This is a genomic window from Petralouisia sp. (assembly GCF_056822245.1).
Genome location: NZ_JBQIOP010000041.1, coordinates 1 through 18,280, shown reverse-complemented (window position 1 = coordinate 18,280; position 18,280 = coordinate 1). Strand labels below are relative to the sequence as shown.

9 protein-coding genes and 1 tRNA gene are annotated in these 18,280 nt (G+C 48.0%); all 10 read left to right on the top strand.

Features of this window, described 5'->3' with window-relative positions:
- Positions 1 to 101 precede the first annotated feature (101 nt).
- The 10 genes from ACTO17_RS14765 to ACTO17_RS14720 all read left to right on the top strand — a co-directional run bounded on the left by ACTO17_RS14765 (position 102) and on the right by ACTO17_RS14720 (position 18,136).
- Complete coding sequence (locus ACTO17_RS14765) at positions 102 to 2,687, top strand: hybrid sensor histidine kinase/response regulator (RefSeq protein WP_482558467.1); 2,586 nt, start codon at positions 102 to 104, stop codon at positions 2,685 to 2,687.
- Between the two features lie 3 nt (positions 2,688 to 2,690).
- Positions 2,691 to 3,998, top strand: a complete 1,308-nt coding sequence (locus ACTO17_RS14760) for an ABC transporter substrate-binding protein (protein ID WP_482558466.1) — start codon at positions 2,691 to 2,693, stop codon at positions 3,996 to 3,998.
- Between the two features lie 299 nt (positions 3,999 to 4,297).
- On the top strand, positions 4,298 to 8,617 hold the full coding sequence (locus tag ACTO17_RS14755) for an InlB B-repeat-containing protein (RefSeq protein WP_482558465.1): 4,320 nt from the start codon (positions 4,298 to 4,300) through the stop codon (positions 8,615 to 8,617).
- Between the two features lie 117 nt (positions 8,618 to 8,734).
- Positions 8,735 to 11,413: an NYN domain-containing protein gene (locus ACTO17_RS14750; protein WP_482558464.1), complete on the top strand. Its 2,679-nt coding sequence runs from the start codon at positions 8,735 to 8,737 to the stop codon at positions 11,411 to 11,413.
- Between the two features lie 50 nt (positions 11,414 to 11,463).
- Entirely contained in the window at positions 11,464 to 12,447 is a 984-nt protein-coding gene (gene hemB, locus ACTO17_RS14745) for a porphobilinogen synthase (RefSeq protein ID WP_482558463.1), read from the top strand.
- 43 nt (positions 12,448 to 12,490) lie between these two features.
- Complete coding sequence (hemL, locus tag ACTO17_RS14740; protein WP_172536550.1) at positions 12,491 to 13,765, top strand: glutamate-1-semialdehyde 2,1-aminomutase; 1,275 nt, start codon at positions 12,491 to 12,493, stop codon at positions 13,763 to 13,765.
- Positions 13,766 to 13,893: 128 nt separating this feature from the next.
- The gene (locus tag ACTO17_RS14735; RefSeq protein WP_482558462.1) at positions 13,894 to 14,664 is read left to right on the top strand and encodes a peptidoglycan recognition protein family protein; all 771 of its coding nucleotides are present in this window, start codon (positions 13,894 to 13,896) and stop codon (positions 14,662 to 14,664) included.
- 155 nt (positions 14,665 to 14,819) lie between these two features.
- Positions 14,820 to 16,301 (top strand): methyltransferase, encoded by a 1,482-nt coding sequence (locus ACTO17_RS14730; RefSeq protein WP_482558461.1) that lies wholly within the window; start codon positions 14,820 to 14,822, stop codon positions 16,299 to 16,301.
- 66 nt (positions 16,302 to 16,367) lie between these two features.
- Positions 16,368 to 17,984: a putative bifunctional diguanylate cyclase/phosphodiesterase gene (locus tag ACTO17_RS14725; protein ID WP_482558460.1), complete on the top strand. Its 1,617-nt coding sequence runs from the start codon at positions 16,368 to 16,370 to the stop codon at positions 17,982 to 17,984.
- Between the two features lie 68 nt (positions 17,985 to 18,052).
- Positions 18,053 to 18,136, top strand: a tRNA-Leu gene (locus ACTO17_RS14720).
- Positions 18,137 to 18,280: the final 144 nt, after the last annotated feature.

Here is an 18,280-nt window from a genome sequence, read left to right as displayed (position 1 = left end):
CGAAAAAGCTGTCCTTAATTTCCAGTTCTTGACTTTACCCTGTCTTTCAAGGTACAATAGAGAATGCAAATGAAGTAATAGTTATAAAGGTGATTCATGAAATGAAAATCAAGCAAAAAAAGCAAAAAACAGGCAAAGGGATGTCTCTGATAGTGTCAATCGTTTTGATTTTTTGCATTTTGGGGGCATTTGTATTTTATGTTGCAGGAAGAATTTCAAAAGAAATGTCTGCAGCGGCCATTGATAACCTGAGCGAAAGCCTGGACTTGATCCGCGGAACTATGGAGGCGATCCTGGAAAAAGAAGCGGAATATCAAAAATTAATTACAAAAGAACTGGAATTAATGGATGCTCCGGAGAAATTGGTTCAATTTTATGATGGAAGTGAAACAATGGTTAAATTATCTCTGGTGCCGGAGGGGGCGTCTCAGGGAATTACCAATAAAGGGGAAGCTTTTGACCCGGAGGAACTGGATTTTTCTGCCGGAAGGATGGTAGAAGATCTGCCGATCTCTGAATCTTATATCAATTATATGGGAGCCTGGGCCTATACCCTGAAATCTCCTGTGGTTTTAAAAAACCAACAGACAGCGACTCTTTATATTGAATATATTTATGAATCTTTTGACAAAGCGCTGCCCAACAGATTTTACAACAGTTCGGCGTCTCTCTATATTCTGGACGCAGAGAGCGAAAGACTTGTGCTAAAACCCAAGGGAATGGGAGAGCGGGAAGCCGGCCATGTGAACCTGGAAGATTTTTATCGCGCCAATCAAATACTGGAAGCGGATGTAAAAGAAGAGATTACAAAAAATGTCAAAGCAGGGAAGAATGTGATGTTTTACCATGACATTCAGGGAAAACGCTCCCTGGTTTATATGTGGGCCGTCAATGACGGAAGCATCTATCTGATTGGCTATGTTCCGGTGGAGTCCATACAGCGGGAGGGCAGTGCGGTAAATCAGAATATTTTTATTGTGGTATTGGTGATGCTGATTGCATTTTGTATCTGCTGTGCGCTGTATTTTTTTACACAGAGACAGCGGATCAGGGCCGCAATAGAACGGGAGAAGGAGCGGGAGCTGCATAACAGGCAGCTGGCGGAGGCGCTGCAGGCAGCTCAGGTGGCCAGTAAATCCAAGACCATGTTCCTGTCGAATATGTCTCACGATATCCGAACGCCTATGAATGCCATTGTGGGATTTGCCGTCCTTCTTGCAAAGGATGCGGATTATCCGGAAAAGGTGCGGGAATATACCAGGAAAATCACTGCCTCCAGTCAGCATTTGCTCAGCCTGATTAACGATGTGCTGGACGTATCCAAGATAGAAAGCGGAAAAGTGGCGCTTACCATCGGTGAATTTACCCTGAGCAATATGGTGTCCTCGGTGGACGCCATTATCCGACCTGCGGCCAAGGCGAAAAGGCAGAATTTTGAGGTGACGGTAACGGGAATCAAAAATGAACGCCTGGTGGGAGACGAAACAAGGATTAATCAGATTTTGATTAATCTGCTTTCCAATGCAGTAAAATATACCCAGGAGGAAGGAAATATCTGGTTTCGGATTATCGGTTTGGAGCAGCGCTCCAGCCAGTACGAGCATATCCGGATAGAAGTGGAGGACGACGGATACGGCATGACGCCGGAATATCTGGAGACTATTTTTGATGCATTTACCAGGGCGGAAAACAGTACCACCAATAAAGTGCAGGGAACGGGGCTCGGCATGGCCATTACCAAGAATATTGTGGAACTGATGGGAGGAACCATTACCGTTGTCAGTGAGATAGATAAGGGAAGCCTGTTTACCGTGGAACTGGAGCTGCGGATTCCGGAAGAGCAGGTGGATCGGAACTTCTGGAAGGAGCAGGGCGTTTCCCGGATTCTGGTGGTGGATGATGAGGAAGATATCTGCAGAAATGTTCAGTCTTTGATGGAGGATACCGGAGTTCGGACAGATACAGCGCTGAGCGGGGAAGAAGGAATCAGACAGGTATGCCGGGCAAGGGATCAGGATGAGTCTTATCATGTGATTTTATTAGACTGGAAAATGCCGGGGATGGACGGCATAGAGACGGCCAGACGGATTCGGGCTGTGGTGGAGACGCATGTTCCGATTTTGTTTTTGACGGCGTATGACTGGGAAGAACTGGAAAAGGAAGATGTGCAGGCGGAAATTGACGGATTTCTTGCAAAACCGTTTTTCGTATCTGCGCTGAAAGAGAAAATTCTGGAAGTCCATGCTGTTTTCGATGACAGGGATCAGGCCGTGGACAATCTGGAAACGGACAGCCTGGAAGGATGCCATTTCCTTGTGGCAGAGGACAATGAGATCAATGCAGAGATTCTGATGCAGCTTTTGGAAATGGAAGGGGCGGACTGTGAAGTCACAGGAGACGGCCAGGCGGCATTGGAACGTTTTCAAAATGCCGCTGTGGGAGAGTTTGACGCCATTTTAATGGATGTTCAGATGCCGGTGATGAATGGCTATGAGGCCACAAGGGCTATCCGAGGCCTGAAACGTGAAGATGCGGCTAATGTGCCGATTATTGCCATGACTGCAAATGCGTTTGCGGAAGATGTGAAGGACGCCGTGGATGCGGGCATGAATGCCCATATTGCAAAACCGGTGGATATGGGACTGTTTAAAAAGACGGTGCATCAATATATAAAAAGAAAGGAATAGAGAATGAAACGAGGAGTATGCAGACTGGGAGCTGTACTGATGGCAGGATTTATGGCCGCTGCGGCAGGGGCCTGCGGGCAGGAGAAATTTTTAGAGGGGAATCTGGCAGAGGAGCAGGAGAACAGCATCCGTTCTGTTTTGCTGTTTGCCCCCATGGAGAAGTCAGATCCGGATAATGAGAATGTTTCAAGAACAGCATTTGACCTGACAGTGGGAATGGCAGAGGAGCAGCTGGGCGTGACGGTGGAATACCGGACTTATACGGCGGAAAATTACCAGGAAAAGACCTATGATGAAGTGGCTTTGGATCGGGCGCGGAATAATATGGACGATTTCTATCTGCTGAATCCGGACACCATACAGGCGTTGGGAGAAGAAGGAAAACTGGCAGACTTGTCCGGCCTTGACTGCGCAAAGAACCTGAGGGATGTGGTAAAAACTGCCAATACCGTTGATGGTAAATTAGTAGCGATTCCTCAGGAAGTTGTGGTGAACGGCCTGTTTGTCAACCAGGATATGTTTGACAAGTATCATCTGGAACTGCCCAATACGCCGGAAGAATTTCTGGAATGCTGCAGGGTATTCAAGGAAAACGGTATTGAAACTCCGGTGGGGGCCAACCGCTGGTGGCTGGAAAACTTTGTTCTGGCTCAGGCGTACGCAGATTTGTATAACGGGGATACGACAGAAGAGGAAATTGCAGCATTAAACAGCGGAGAGGCAAAGTACAGCGACTATATGCGGCCCGGTTTTGAATTTCTGCAGGAAATGATTGACAAAGGATATGTGGATGCAGAAAAAGCCTATGTCTCTGAGGCAATTGAAGGGGAAGGCCCGGATTTTCTGGCCCAGAAAACCCCGATTGTTATGGCGTACTGGGGCGCGGCAAATGCAGATACCGCTTATGGAAAGCCGGATTTTCAGATGAAGGTCATTGGATTTCCCAGTAAACGGGGACAGATGCCGGTGGTGCCCTTAACCGGATACGGCGTCAGCGCAAAGGCGGAGCACATGGAGGATACCATGAATGTTCTGGACGTGATTCTTTCTGATGAAGCTCTTAAGGTGTATACGGAAACCAATAAAGTAATTTCTCCGTCCAAAAATGTTCAGGTGGACTGCATTGACGCGTTAAAGCCTTTGAACGACAGGGTAAATGAGAACGTCTATGTGCTGGGTTCTAACGCCGGCATGAAAGTGGAGCAGTGGGGAAATACCTGCAATATTGTCCGGGAATTGTTAAACGGGGCCACTGTGGAGGAGTGCCTGGCTGAATTTGACAGGCTGCAGGAGGAATCTTTGAAGGAATAACAGATGGAGGATTCTTTTGAATTTATTTTAGATGCATGGGAGTATGTGTTTCACATTAAATTTTTGAATGAAGAAGGTAAAAGGCAGCAGTTCGGAATGTGTCGGAATTGCTGCTTTTTTCTGCTGCTTTTCCAATTTTTGGTTGAGAAAAACGGGAATTAAGTTTATAATTTTTATTATAGGAAACCTCCATCATGCTCAGCCTGCCGTCCGGCGGGCCGCATGGCCATCCATGCTATGGAAGCCAAGGGCTTTCATAGGAAAATAATTAACAACAGTTAAGGGAAGAAGGGGATATCATGAGGAAAGGCTGCAGAAGAAAAAATACCATGGGGCTGCGCATAACAGCATGGCTTCTCTGTGTCAGCATACTTGGGGTATGGCTGCCTGGAGAACTGTGCAGGAATCAGGTATTTGCAGGAGAAAAACAGGAAAACATATGGCTTGAAGCAAAAGGGGAATCGGAAGATCCTGAATCAGAGGGTGCAGAACCAGAAAGCTCTAAATCAGAAGGCATTTATGCAGAGCCAGCTCCGCAGCTATCAGAGTCAGTTCAGCAGCTATCAGAGCCAGTTCAGAAATTATCGGAACCCGTTCCGCAGCTATCAGAGCCAGTCCGGCAATCGTTGGGGACATACTCGCCGGCCCTTGGAGAAATCGATGAAGACAGCAGGTGGACCGCCGGACAATTAAACGGAGACGGCACAATTATCATACCAACGGGAATAACCCTGACACTGGGTGGGAAGGTGAGTATTTCGGGAAATATTACAATTCTTGGCGGGGGAACCATACAGCGGGAGAAAGAAGGGTATTTGTATGTGGAGGAAGGCAAGAGCCTTACCATGCAGGAGATAAAGCTCGATGGCTGCGCGGTATCTTCCAGTCAGCCATTGATATTCGGGATGATGAGTTCCAGGGTTAGCCTGAAAGGCTGCGATTTTAAAGATTGCGTCACAGAAGCAAAAAACGGGGCTGCTGCCCTTTGGATGGAATACGGAACATTGGAATTAAACCAATGCAGTTTTACGGATTGTAAATCGGGGGTTGGAAAGCACGGGGCAATGTATGTCTGCTACGGAACTTCTAAATTTACGGAATGTACCTTTATCGGCTGCGAAGCGGGAGTTGACGGAGGGGCAATGTATATCTACCGCGGAAGCGCTGAATTTAAAGAATGCACCTTTAACGATTGCAGCGGAGAAGACGGAGGAGCGGTCTTTTTTTCCAACGGAACCGCCAGTTTGGAAAACTGCGCTTTTGCCGGCTGCAGTGCGGAAGTCGAAGGAGGGGCCGTCAAAGCGGAATACAGTACAGTAACTTTAAATAACGGAACGATAGAAAATTGTTCTGCCAAGAGAGCCGGAGGGGGAATCTATGCCCTGCAATGTAAGAAATTAACAATCCAGGGAGGGGTTTTTGAAAGTAATCGTACAACGGGAGAAACCGGAACAGGAAAGGGCGGAGGATGCATTATAAACAATGGGTCTAAGCTGTTTCTCAACAGCGGAACATTTTTAAATAATACTTCGAACAACCGGGGAGGCTGTCTTTATAACGGCGGAAATCCGGGGACGGAAACCTATATAAACGGCGGAACGTTTACTGGAAATACCTGTACCAATAAAGCGGAAAATCTGGGATTGGAAGGAAGCGGCGCAATTTTCTGTTCTTCTAATATTACCAATCCGGACACCGTGCTCCAGTTATGCGGCACAGAAATATTTACCGGCGGGGCTGAGGGAACAGACGGCATTTATCTGGATTATGTCCATGATCTTCCCAGATTTCTGCGGATTAATTCTGCCCTGCAGCATCCGATCAGTATTTATCTGAATGCAGATTCAGCCTCCAGGTACGTAGTTGCAAAAGGAACAGCGATCTATTCTCTGACGGAAACGGATGCGCAAAAGATAATAGTGAAGGATTTGGGACATTCAGGCAAAACATGGCATATCCTGAAGGATACAAAAAATAATCAGATTATTCTGTCCGAATTTGATTTAAATAAGAAATTCCATGTTAAATATGACAGCAACGGCGCAGAAGGAACCGTAGAAGATGCCGGGGAGTATACGATTCTGGATTCCATTACCGTGCAGCCTGGAGATTCATTAAAATGTGAAGGGATGTATTTTCGGGCATGGAACACGGACAGGAATGGAACTGGGGTCTGGCATAAGCCTGGAAGTGAAATTGCCTATATCAGCCAAGATACCACTCTCTATGCCATATTTGGGAAAACGCCAGTGGCTTCCTTCTGTTCGGGTGGAAGCAATGAGGTGGAAACGATGTTGGCGCGGAACATAAATCCGGATACCGGAGTCGGCAGATTGAAAATGCCGCCGTTAAAAGAATTCAGCGGTTGGGATACACAAGGGTGGACCCAGGAAACAGACAACGTCACAGGCTGGTCAAGCGTGTGGCCAGGAGCAGAGGAAGAGATATCCAAGGATGTTTCTTATTATGGCGTTTATAGGAGATGGGTCACCCTTTCCTATGATGCAAACGGAGGCGGCAGTGTTCCGCCTGACATATTGAGTGAGGCGTATGCCAATGTCAGAGAGGATGAAACTGTTTACGGTTTTCCGGAGTGCAGGGTTGCTTCGGAAATTACCAGAACAGGCGGATATCACTTTGTAAATTGGAATACGAAAAAGGATGGCTCTGGCGTTTCGTATTCTGCAGACAGTGTTTATACATTTAAAGAAAGCGTCACTTTGTATGCTCAGTGGACCAAAGATCCTGAGGCTGACTATACTGTGGAGCATTACAAACAGGAGCTTTCAGGGGAAAGTTATTCGAGAGCAGATACGGAATTACTGACGGGTGAGCCTGGAACAATCGTCCGGGCCATGGCAAAATCATATACAGGCTTTACGGAAAACACTTCCCATTCTCAGCGGAAAGCCGAAGGAACAATCACAGCAGATGGTCAATTGGTATTGAGACTGTATTACGACAGAAACAGCTATGAAGTGAAATTTGATTTCAATGGGGGAAATGGGACAGCGCCGGAAAGCCAGAGATTGCTTTATGGTTCCATGCTGCAGGAGCCAAAACCCCCGGTAAGGGAAGGTTATTTCTTTTCAGGCTGGTATCAGGAGAAAGAGGGGATGGAGGACAGCAGGTGGGAATTTGACAAACCGGTGGAAGAAAATACAGAAAGTCGGTCTGTAACGCTTTATGCAGGGTGGAAGTCCCAAACTACGGCGGAATATAAGGTGGAGCATTACAGGCAGGAACTTGCCGGAGACGGCTATACGATAGCTGATACAGAATGGTTCTCAGGAGTTGTTGGGACAGTTGTAACAGCAGCGCCCCAGACTTATACGGGATTTACGGAAAATCAGGCGCACCTTAGTCGAAAAGGGACGGGAGAAATTGCGGCTGATGGTTCCCTGACAATGAGATTATACTATGACAGAGACAGCTATGATATAAAATTTGATTTAAACGGCGGGAGCCGGCCAGCGCCCCAAAGTCAGATTCTGCGTTGGGGTTCTTGTCTGAAAGAGCCGGAAATTCCAGTCAGAGCAGGCTATTCTTTTAAGGGATGGTATCACAAAGAGGAGGGCCGGGAGGAACAATGGGAGTTCGATAAGCCAGTGGAGGAGAATACTGAGTTCCGGACGGTGACGCTTTTTGCCAAATGGGTGGACGACATCGCGCCTGTTTTTGGGAAAGCATTTTATCAAACCAACTGCAGTCATTTTCCTGATTGGGTCATTGGAAGAGAACCTATGACAATTATAGTGCCGATTACGGAGCAGGGAAGCGGTGTTAAACAGGCGGATTACAGGTTGGTATCCCTTCAGGATGCGGAAAATAATTCACCTGTTCCGGCAGAAATTTTCAATGATTCGGCTCAGATAAAAGAAGAAAACGGGCAGTTTTCGGCTCAAATAACAGTTTCGGATGATTTTAAGGGAGTTATTTTAATGTCCTGTACAGACAATGCAGGAAATTGTTCCGAAGAAACATTTGTGATTCCGGAGAAAACCGGAATTCTTGTGGAAAGTAATCCGCCGGAAATTTATTTTTCTTCCGAAGCCGGGCAGTTGTCTCAGACTTTTCCTGGGGATGTTACGGTGAATGTTACGGTGGATGATGGGGGAACTAGCGCAGACAGCAGAATAACAGGAGGGCTTGTCAGTGTACGTTATCAGGTTGATGAAGGAGAAGAGCAGGCGGTTTCTTTAGAAGAATTTTCAAGTCCCGGGGTATTTTTCTGTCAGTTTTCAACAGTGATCTCCGGAGACGGGGAACATCTTTTGAAAGTCACAGCCAAAGACCATGCCGGAAATGAGGCGGTCAAACAGATCAAAGTGACTATCAGAGGAGTTGATTCTTTCAAAAGGGAGGATTCAGACATTCCTGAAAAAGATCCGGAAAAGCCGGGAACGGGAGAAGAATCCCTGTCCAAACCCGCAGCGTCCAGTTTCAGGGAAGAGCAGCCTGAAGTCCCGCCAGTAACGGAGAAGCCGGAAATCTCTGGTATCCAGGGAATGGAGCCGGGTACAGGAGAAACTTCTGGTAGGGCGTATTGTGTCGTGATTTTTCTTTTGGCAGGAGCGGCATATGTGCTGATTGGGAAAAGGCTGAAGGAGAAAGGATAAGAAGATTTCCAACCACGCAGGCAGTATTATTTTTCATCCGGACAGAATACAGGAACTTGTCAGCAGGAAATCTCTGTGATATGATAAGAATCAATGATCGAGAAAGGAGCGCTTCCAATGGATGAGCCATCTGAAAATAAGCCAAAACAGCAGATATCCATAGGGTTACTGGCACACGTAGACGCAGGCAAGACCACGCTGTCGGAAGCGCTGCTCTATGTGAACGGCAGTATCCGCCAAATGGGAAGGGTAGACAACAGGGATGCTTTTTTGGATACCTATGAACTGGAACGAGCCCGGGGAATCACGATTTTTTCCAAGCAGGCGGTACTTTGGAATGACCAGATGACAATCACGCTGATGGATACGCCGGGGCATGTGGATTTTTCTGCGGAAATGGAGCGGACGCTGCAGGTATTGGATTATGCCGTTCTGGTGGTAAGCGGCGCCCACGGCGTGCAGGGGCATACCCGTACGCTGTGGCGGCTGCTGAGAAAATACAGGATTCCGGTGTTTCTTTTTATCAATAAAATGGATCAGCCGGGCGCTGATGCCGGAGTTTTGCTTAAGCAGGTGAAAACGGGACTGGATGAAAATTGTGTGGATTTTTCCCGGACGGATACCCTGGAATTTTATGAGAATATTGCCATGTGCGAGGAACATGCCCTGGAGTATTTTCTGGAACGGGAACGGGTGGAAGAAAAGCAGATCCGGGAATTGATCAGGGACAGAAAAGTGTTTCCCTGTTTCTTTGGCTCCGGGCTGAAATTAACCGGCGTGGAGTACTTTCTGGAATCGCTGAAACAGTATGCCTGTCCGCCGGAGTATCCCCGGGAGTTCGGCGCGAAAATCTTTAAGATTGCAAGAGACAGCCAGGGAAACCGACTGACGTTTCTGAAAGTCACAGGCGGGAGCCTGAAGGTAAAAACGGCGGTTTCTGAGTCCCGGGAAAAGATCAATCAGATCCGCATTTATTCCGGTGAAAAATATGAGCTGGTAAAGGAAGCTTGGGCAGGCACGGTCTGCGCTGTGACCGGGTTAAGTGATACCTGTCCGGGCACAGGGCTTGGATGGGAGCGGGATTCTTTTAAGCCCCTTTTGACGCCGGTGCTGACTTACCGGATGCTGCTGCCTGAGGGCTGTCAGGCTGCCTCTGTGATCTCTAAGCTGAATCAGCTGCAGGAGGAAGAGCCGGAGCTTCACATTGTATGGGACGAGCGGCTGCAGGAGATCCAGGTGCAGATTATGGGGGAGGTGCAGTTGGAAATCCTGGCAAGCATGGTAAAAGAACGTTTTGGAATTCAGGTGGAATTTGGAACCGGATCGATTTTGTATAAAGAAACCATTGCCCATCCGGTGGAAGGGGTGGGGCATTATGAACCTCTCCGTCACTATGCGGAGGTTCATTTGCTGTTAGAGCCCGGGGAGCGGGGCAGCGGCCTTGTATTCGGCGCCTGCTGCAGCGAGGATGTTCTGGACAGAAACTGGCAGCGGCTTGTGCTCACTCATCTAAAGGAGCGGGAGCACAGAGGAGTCCTCACCGGCGCGCCTCTGACGGATATGAAGATTACATTGGTGGCCGGCCGGGCCCATTTGAAGCATACAGAGGGCGGCGACTTTCGTCAGGCCACATACCGGGCGCTGCGCCAGGGACTGATGGAGGCGGAATCTGTTTTATTAGAGCCCTATTATAACTTCCGGCTAGAGGTGCCGGAGTCCTTGGTGGGACGGGCCATGACCGATATAGAGCGGATGCATGGGAACTGCGGGGCTCCCTGGATTCAGGGGGGAATGGCAGTGTTTGAGGGAAGCGTTTCGGTGGCTGCCCTGGGAGATTATCAGCGGGAAGTGATTTCTTATACCAGAGGAACCGGACGGCTTTCCTGCAGCCTGAAAGGCTACGAGCCCTGTCAGGATCAGCAGGAAGTAATAGAGCAGACAGGCTATGACGCCCAGAGCGATCTGGAGCATTCTCCGGATTCTGTGTTTTGCGCCCATGGGGCTGGTTTTGTGGTGAAATGGAATCAGGTAAAGGAATATATGCATGTGGAAAGCCCGGCTTTTCTGAAAAAGGAGCTGAAAGAAGAGCCTTCGGAGGAACAGCCGGAAGCCAGAAGCGGCTCTTTTGAGGAAACATGGATTGGGGAAGAGGAAGTGGAGGCCATTTTGTCCCAGACCTTAAACGCCAACAAAAGGGAGAAACAGGCAGGGCGGAAGGGGTATCATAAGAAAAAAGCCCTGTCTCGGGAGAGCCATGCCGTGACACGCACTTACCGAAGCCCTGAGCGCAGAGAGGAATATCTTCTGGTGGACGGCTACAATGTGATTTTTGCCTGGGAGGATCTGCGGGAACTGGCGAAAGACAATATTGATGGGGCCAGAGGGAAGCTGCAGGATATTCTTTCTGATTATCAGGGAATCCGGGGCTGTCATTTGATTGTGGTCTTTGACGCCTACCGGGTGCAGCAGCATAAAACAGAAATTTCGGACTATCACAATATTCATGTGGTGTTTACCCGGGAGGCGGAAACGGCAGATCAGTATATCGAAAAATTTGCCCATGAGCATGTGAAAAAATACCGGGTTACAGTGGTGACCTCTGACGGATTAGAGCAGATAATTATCAGAGGCCAGGGCTGCGGCCTGATTTCTGCCAGGGAATTCCGGGAGGAAATCAAAAGCTCCAAAGAGGAGCTGAAGCAGGAGTACGCATTAAGACAGAAAAAAAGCGGAAACTATCTGGGAGAAATCATTTCAGAGGAGATGACAAAGCAGATAAAGGAAGAAAATAACTGAAAAGTCAAAAAGCTGTTTCCAAAAATGAGAAAGATTCAGGAGGAAAGAAAATGGAATTATCAAATCGTCCCCGCCGTCTGCGGGGAAACGGAATTTTGCGTAAAATGGTGCGGGAAACCAGAATAGATCCCTCATCTTTGGTATATCCCATGTTTGTGATGGAAGGAAGCAATAAAAAAGAAGAAATCCCATCCATGCCGGGACAGTACCGCTACAGCGTGGACCGGATGGAAGAAAAACTGGCAAAGCTTCAGAAAGCCGGAGTGAATTCCGTGATGTTTTTCGGCATTCCGGAACATAAGGATGAAATGGGAAGCGGGGCTTATGCAGAAGATGGGATTGTCCAGAAAGCCTTCCGCAAGGCAAAAGAGACGGCTCCGGAACTGTATCTGATCGGGGATGTCTGCATGTGTGAATATACCTCCCACGGCCATTGCGGCATTCTTTGCGGCCAGGAGGTAGACAACGATAAAACCCTGGAATTTCTGGCTAAAACTGCGCTGTCACAGGTGCAGGCGGGGGCGGATATGGTGGCCCCCTCAGATATGATGGACGGGCGCGTGGCGGCAATCCGCAGGATGCTGGATCAGAACGGATACAGCCATACGCCGATTATGTCATATGCAGTGAAATTTGCCTCGTCCTTTTACGGGCCCTTCCGGGATGCGGCAGGCTCGGCGCCGGCCTTCGGCGATCGCAAATCTTACCAGATGGATTACCACAACCGCAGGGAAGCCATAAAGGAAGCCATGTTAGATGTGGAAGAAGGGGCGGATATTCTGATGGTGAAGCCGGCAATGGCTTACGGCGATTTGATTCGGGAGGTGAAGGACAGAACCAGCCTTCCACTGGCATCCTATTCCGTCAGCGGAGAGTATGCCATGGTAAAAGCCGCCGCTTTGGCAGGATTTGTGGATGAGGCAGGCATTGTGTGTGAGATGGCGGTGAGCGCATTCCGGGCAGGCACCGATATTTATATTACATATTTTGCAGAGGAGCTGGCAGAATTTATGAATGAGGGCAGGATTGGATAGAATTGAGAATGAAAGAGTTAGGGATTTGGGAAAGGAGCATCAGATGAATCAGTCAGAAACATTATTTCAGGAGGCGGTAACTGTAATGCCGGGCGGCGTTAATTCGCCGGTGCGGGCATTCGGTTCTGTGGGAACGACGCCCAGATTTATCAAAAGCGCAAAAGGGGCCTGTCTCTATGATGAGGACGGCAATCAGTATATGGATTATATCGGTTCCTGGGGGCCTATGATTTTAGGCCATGCCAATGAAGCGGTGATTGACAGCGTTACAGAAGCATGCAGGCGGGGCCTGAGCTTTGGGGCGGCCACCGCCATAGAAGTGGAAATGGCAAAACTGGTCTGTCAGCTGATTCCGTCCATAGAAATGGTGCGGATGGTGAATTCCGGCACAGAAGCAGTGATGAGCGCCATCCGTCTGGCCAGAGGGTATACCGGAAGGAATAAAATAATCAAATTTACGGGATGCTATCATGGGCACTCTGACAGCCTTCTGGTAAAGGCAGGCTCCGGAGTCATGACTTCAGGAGTTCCGGACAGCCTGGGAGTTCCTGCCGGATGTACCCAGGATACACTGTCTGCAGACTATAATAATTTAGATACGGTAACAGAGCATTTCAAACGGTGCGGAGAGGAAATTGCAGCGGTTATTGTGGAGCCTGTGGCGGCAAATATGGGCGTGGTGCCCCCAAAACCAGGTTTTCTGGAAGGGCTTAAAGACATTTGCAGGGAATACGGAGCTCTTTTGATTTTCGATGAAGTAATTACCGGGTTCCGATTAGGAATCGACGGGGCCCAGGGCTATTTCGGAGTGACGCCGGATCTGACCACTTTTGGGAAAATTATCGGAGGCGGCATGCCGGTGGGAGCTTACGGCGGAAAACGGGAAATCATGGAACTGGTATCCCCTGTGGGCGGCGTGTACCAGGCGGGAACCTTAAGCGGCAACCCGGTTGCCATGGCAGCCGGCATCACACAGCTTACTATATTGAAAGAACATCCGGAATATTATACAGAGCTGAATCAGAGAGCGGATCAGTTTTACCGGAGCATGCAGGAGATTTTTGAAAAGGCCGGGCATTCCTGGCAGGTGAACCATGTAGGCTCCCTGGGATGTCTTTATTTTACAGAACAGGAAGTGACAGATTATGAGAGCGCCAAAACTTCCGATACGAAAGCGTTTGCCAGGTACTGCAATTATATGATGGAGCATGGCGTGTATCTGGCGCCTTCTCAGTTTGAAGCAATGTTCTTATCACTGGCCCATACGGAGGAGATTTTAAATGATACACTTAAAATTATGGAGCAGTATGTCAGATGAAAACAGTAACTCTTACTTTTTTCTTACAAAAAATTTAAAGAAAGTTAATTCTTTTTTTCGAAAAGTGGTGTTATAATAAATAACAGAAAACAGGCGGACAATAGACAAAAAGAGTGGAGAGAAGTACAGTGACCAGTGAAGAAAGAAGAAGGAGAGACAAATATCTGGCCAGAAAAAGGCGCAGAAAACGGAGAAGGACCATACAGATTGCTAAGCGGGCCGCGATTGTGGGCTTTGGCATATTTTTGATTGTATTTGGAGTTACAAGGATTTTTCAAAAGGATTCGGCGCCGGATGAAGTGCAGGCCAAAAAAGAAGCGCCCAAGACTGTTCAGAAGGAGAAAGAAGAGCAAAAGGGATTTCAGCAGAAGGTGATTGCCCAGACTCCGGAGTTTAAAGTGGATCTGCTGACGCCCAATCCATATTCCAGGCCCCAGACAGCAATCGAGGCGGTGAAGGGGATTGTGGTTCATTACACAGCCAATCCGGGAACCACGGCGGCTCAGAACCGAAGCTATTTTGAGAGCCTGAAGGATACCCAAAAGACAAAGGCAAGCAGCCATTTTGTGGTGGGACTGGAGGGAGAGGTGATTCAGTGTATTCCCAGTACGGAGATGTCCTATGCCTCCAATGACCGCAATGTGGACACCCTTTCCATTGAGTGCTGCCACATGGATGAGACGGGGCAGTTTACCCAGGAAACCTATGATTCCCTGGTGGAGCTGACCGCATGGCTCTGCGGGAAATTTAACCTTCCGGTGGAGGACGTCATCCGGCATTACGATGTGACTGGAAAGGAATGCCCAATTTACTACGTGAAAAATGAAGATGCCTGGACACGTTTCAAGGAAGATGTGCAGAAATATCTGGATACATATGGAACGGAACCAGAAAAATAGAAAAAAACTGCCCCAGGAAGGAGTGTACAGACAATTCCTTTCCGGAGCAGTTCTTTTTCGGGAAATAAACAGCCCTATTGCCAAATAAAGGATAATCAAGTACAATGGATAAGCAGAAATGGGAGTTCCAAAATTCAACAGAACAGGAGAGCCATATGATAAGGGAACAATACGAAAGCCTGAAAACAGGAAAAAATCTGAGAAAAGACCTGATTGCGCTGAAACAGGAATTGAAACAGGAGGAAGCCAGGGAAGAATTGCTGAAGCTGCTTGAGGGAGATTACAGGATTTTTACAGAGCTTTTGGGCCATGAGGAACCGAAAGTGCGGGGAAATGCAGCCCTGATACTGGGCAGACTGGGACAGGAGGTTTTTGCCGCTCCGTTATATGAAGCATATGGAAAAGAAGAAAAGCTTTTTATCAAAAGCAGCTATCTGTCCGCCCTGGCAAAACTGGATTGTTCAGAATATCTGCCCCGGCTGAAGGAACGGCTGGCAGAACTGGAAGCTTATCAGCCCGCAGCGGAAGAAGAGAAGCATATCCGGGAAGAGCTTAAAAGCCTCCGGGCCATTGTGCATCGGGAAGAGCCGCTGAAAAAGCACGTATTTCAGGGATATGACGAGACTTATGAAGTGATTCTGACTACCGGAAGGCAGTATCAGCAGGCGACGGCGGAACAGGTCAAAAACGGGGACACGACTGTGTTAAAAAGCGGAGTCCGGGTAGTTACCAGCCATATCAGGCCCATACTGGAAATTCCCACTTACCGGGAAATGCTGTTTCCGCTGAATCAAAAGAGGCTGAAACCGGAGCCGAAGCCGGCGGCAAAAGCATTGGCTGAATCGAACCTGTTGGAATTACTGGACAAGGCCCATCAGGCCAGTGACAATTATCGCTTCCGTCTGGGAATCCAAAGCCGGATGCCCCTGAATAAACGCAGTGATTTTGCCAAAAAATGCGGGTTTGCATTGGAACAGGAAACCGGCCGCAGACTGTGCAATTCCCCTTCAGATTACGAGGTGGAAATCCGTCTGGTGGAAGGACGGGAAGGGACGTTTTTGCCGTTGGTGAAGCTGTATACATTCCGGGAGCAGCGGTTTGCCTACCGAAAACGCGCAGTGGCCGCTTCCATACGACCGGAACAGGCGGCGCTGATTGCATACCTGGCCAAACCGTATCTGGCAAAGCAGGCGCAGATTCTGGACCCTTTCTGCGGCGTGGGGACGATGCTGCTGGAACGGGACAGAGTATGTCCGGCCAGGATGATGTACGGAATTGACACCTTCGGAGAAGCCATCGACGGAGCCTGGGAGAATACCAGACTGGCGGGAAAACAGGTGAATTATATCCATCGGGATTTTTTTACGTTTCAGCATGGGTATCTTTTTGATGAAATTATCACAAATATGCCGGAACGGGGAAAGACGTCCCGAGAGGAGCATGCGCTGTTTTATCAGAGATTTTTTGAAAAAGCAGAAGAACTTCTGACAGACAGCGGAACCATGGTTCTGTATTCCAACGAAAAAAATTATATCAAAAAACAGCTTCGGCTGAGAAACGGATTCACTTTACTGAAAGAATACAGTATGGATGAAAAAGGGATTTACAATCTATTTATCATTGCAAAAAGGAAATAACACAAGGAACAAAGAGGAGGAAAACGGGAAGAAATAAGGGAGCCGTTACAACAGAAAGAAATGGATGTGAATTGTTATATCTCAAATGTGGAAATTCTGAATAATGTAGGCTGCGGTATCTGCGTGTGTTCTTCAGAAGAAAAGGTACTGTTTGCAAATGAGAAATTCGGCGCTTTCTTTCATGGGAAAATTGACGGAAAAGCCGTGAAAACGACGCTGTCCGGAGCATTAAAGGGCAAAGAAGCGGACGGCAGCGGAGAATTGTATATACAGGACGATGATAAGTGGTTTCATGTCCAAAGGAAGCACATCCGATGGATGGATCAGAGAATGGTGGAATTGTATACCGTCTATGACATTACAAAGACAAAACAGGATCAGCAGAGAATTGAGAGACAGGCCAACAATGACTTTCTCACCGGCCTGTACAACCGGATGCGCTGTGAGAAAGATTTGGAAGAACAGGTTGACGCGGCCAGAAGGGAGAACAAAGAAGGCGCGCTTTTGTACATGGATCTGGATGATTTTAAGCATATCAATGACGGGCTGGGGCATCAGTACGGGGATGTTTTGCTGAAGGGGATATCCAACAGCCTGAAAAGGATTTCCGGCATAGAGAGCAGCTGTTACCGCATGGGCGGAGATGAATTTATTGTCATTGTGTCAGACAGCGGGGGTTCTTCTTTAAACCGGATTCTGGACGATATCTGCAAAGTGTTCGAAAAACCCTGGTTTTTAAAGGGAGCGGATTATTACTGCACCATGAGCATGGGAATTGTACGTTTTCCCACCGACGGCGACACGGTGCAGGAGTTGATTAAGAAGGCGGATCTGGCGCTTTTGGAGGCCAAGAGGGCGGGAAAGAATCGATGCGAATTCTATACGGCAGAGGAGGAAGGAAAATCCTTTAAACGGCTGGATTTGGAAAAAAATATGCGAAACGCCATTCTCAATGCCTGCAATGAATTTGAGGTGTTTTATCAGCCCATTGTGGATGTGTCAAAAGAAGACAGCCCCTGTATGGGCGCAGAGGCGCTGATCCGTTGGAACTGCGGGAATCTGGGAATGGTATCACCGGCGGAATTTATTCCACTTGCAGAATATCTGGGGTTAATTAATCCCATTGGAGACTATGTTCTGTTACAGGCATGCCGCCGCTGCAAATTCTGGAATGATTCCGGACATCCGGAATATAAGGTAAATGTCAATCTTTCCGTGGTGCAGCTTTTGCGGAATGATACGGTAGACCGGGTGCAGGACGCACTGACGCAGACAGGGCTGAATCCCCAGAATCTGACCTTGGAGGTAACAGAGAGCCTTGCCATTAACGATATGGCCAGAATGAAGAAGATTCTGGGTCAGATTAAGGAGCTTGGCGTCAGGGTGGCATTGGATGATTTCGGCACCGGCTACAGTTCCCTGAACCACATTCGGGAAATGCCCATTGATGTGATTAAAATTGACAGATGTTTTATTGAGGATCTTGGAAAAGATGAATTTGAATACGCCTTTGTGCGGGTTGTCTGTGAACTGGCTCAGGCATTGAACATGAATGTATGTGTGGAAGGCGTGGAATATGAGCGTCAGTACGAAATTTTAAAAGAGATGCAGATTCATATGATCCAGGGGTTTTATTTTGACAAACCCATGAAAGCGGAAGAGTTTGAAAAAAAATATCTATAAATTTTAAAAATGCCATTGACATTTTCCAGTGAATTTGGTATCATTTACAAGTCGTCAGAAATACGAAAGCGGAAGTGCTGGAATTGGCAGACAGGCAAGACTAAGGATCTTGTGTCTGTATAGACGTGTGGGTTCAAGTCCCATCTTCCGCATTGGTTAAAAGTGCGGGAAACCTTGATTATATTGAGGTTTCCCGCATTTTTTATGTGCGCCCAGTATGGGCGCAATCTAATCGGTGAAAGTCCGTAACACGCCCTGATAGTGGGAAGTGTATAGCCAAGAGCAAGGGTGTCCAT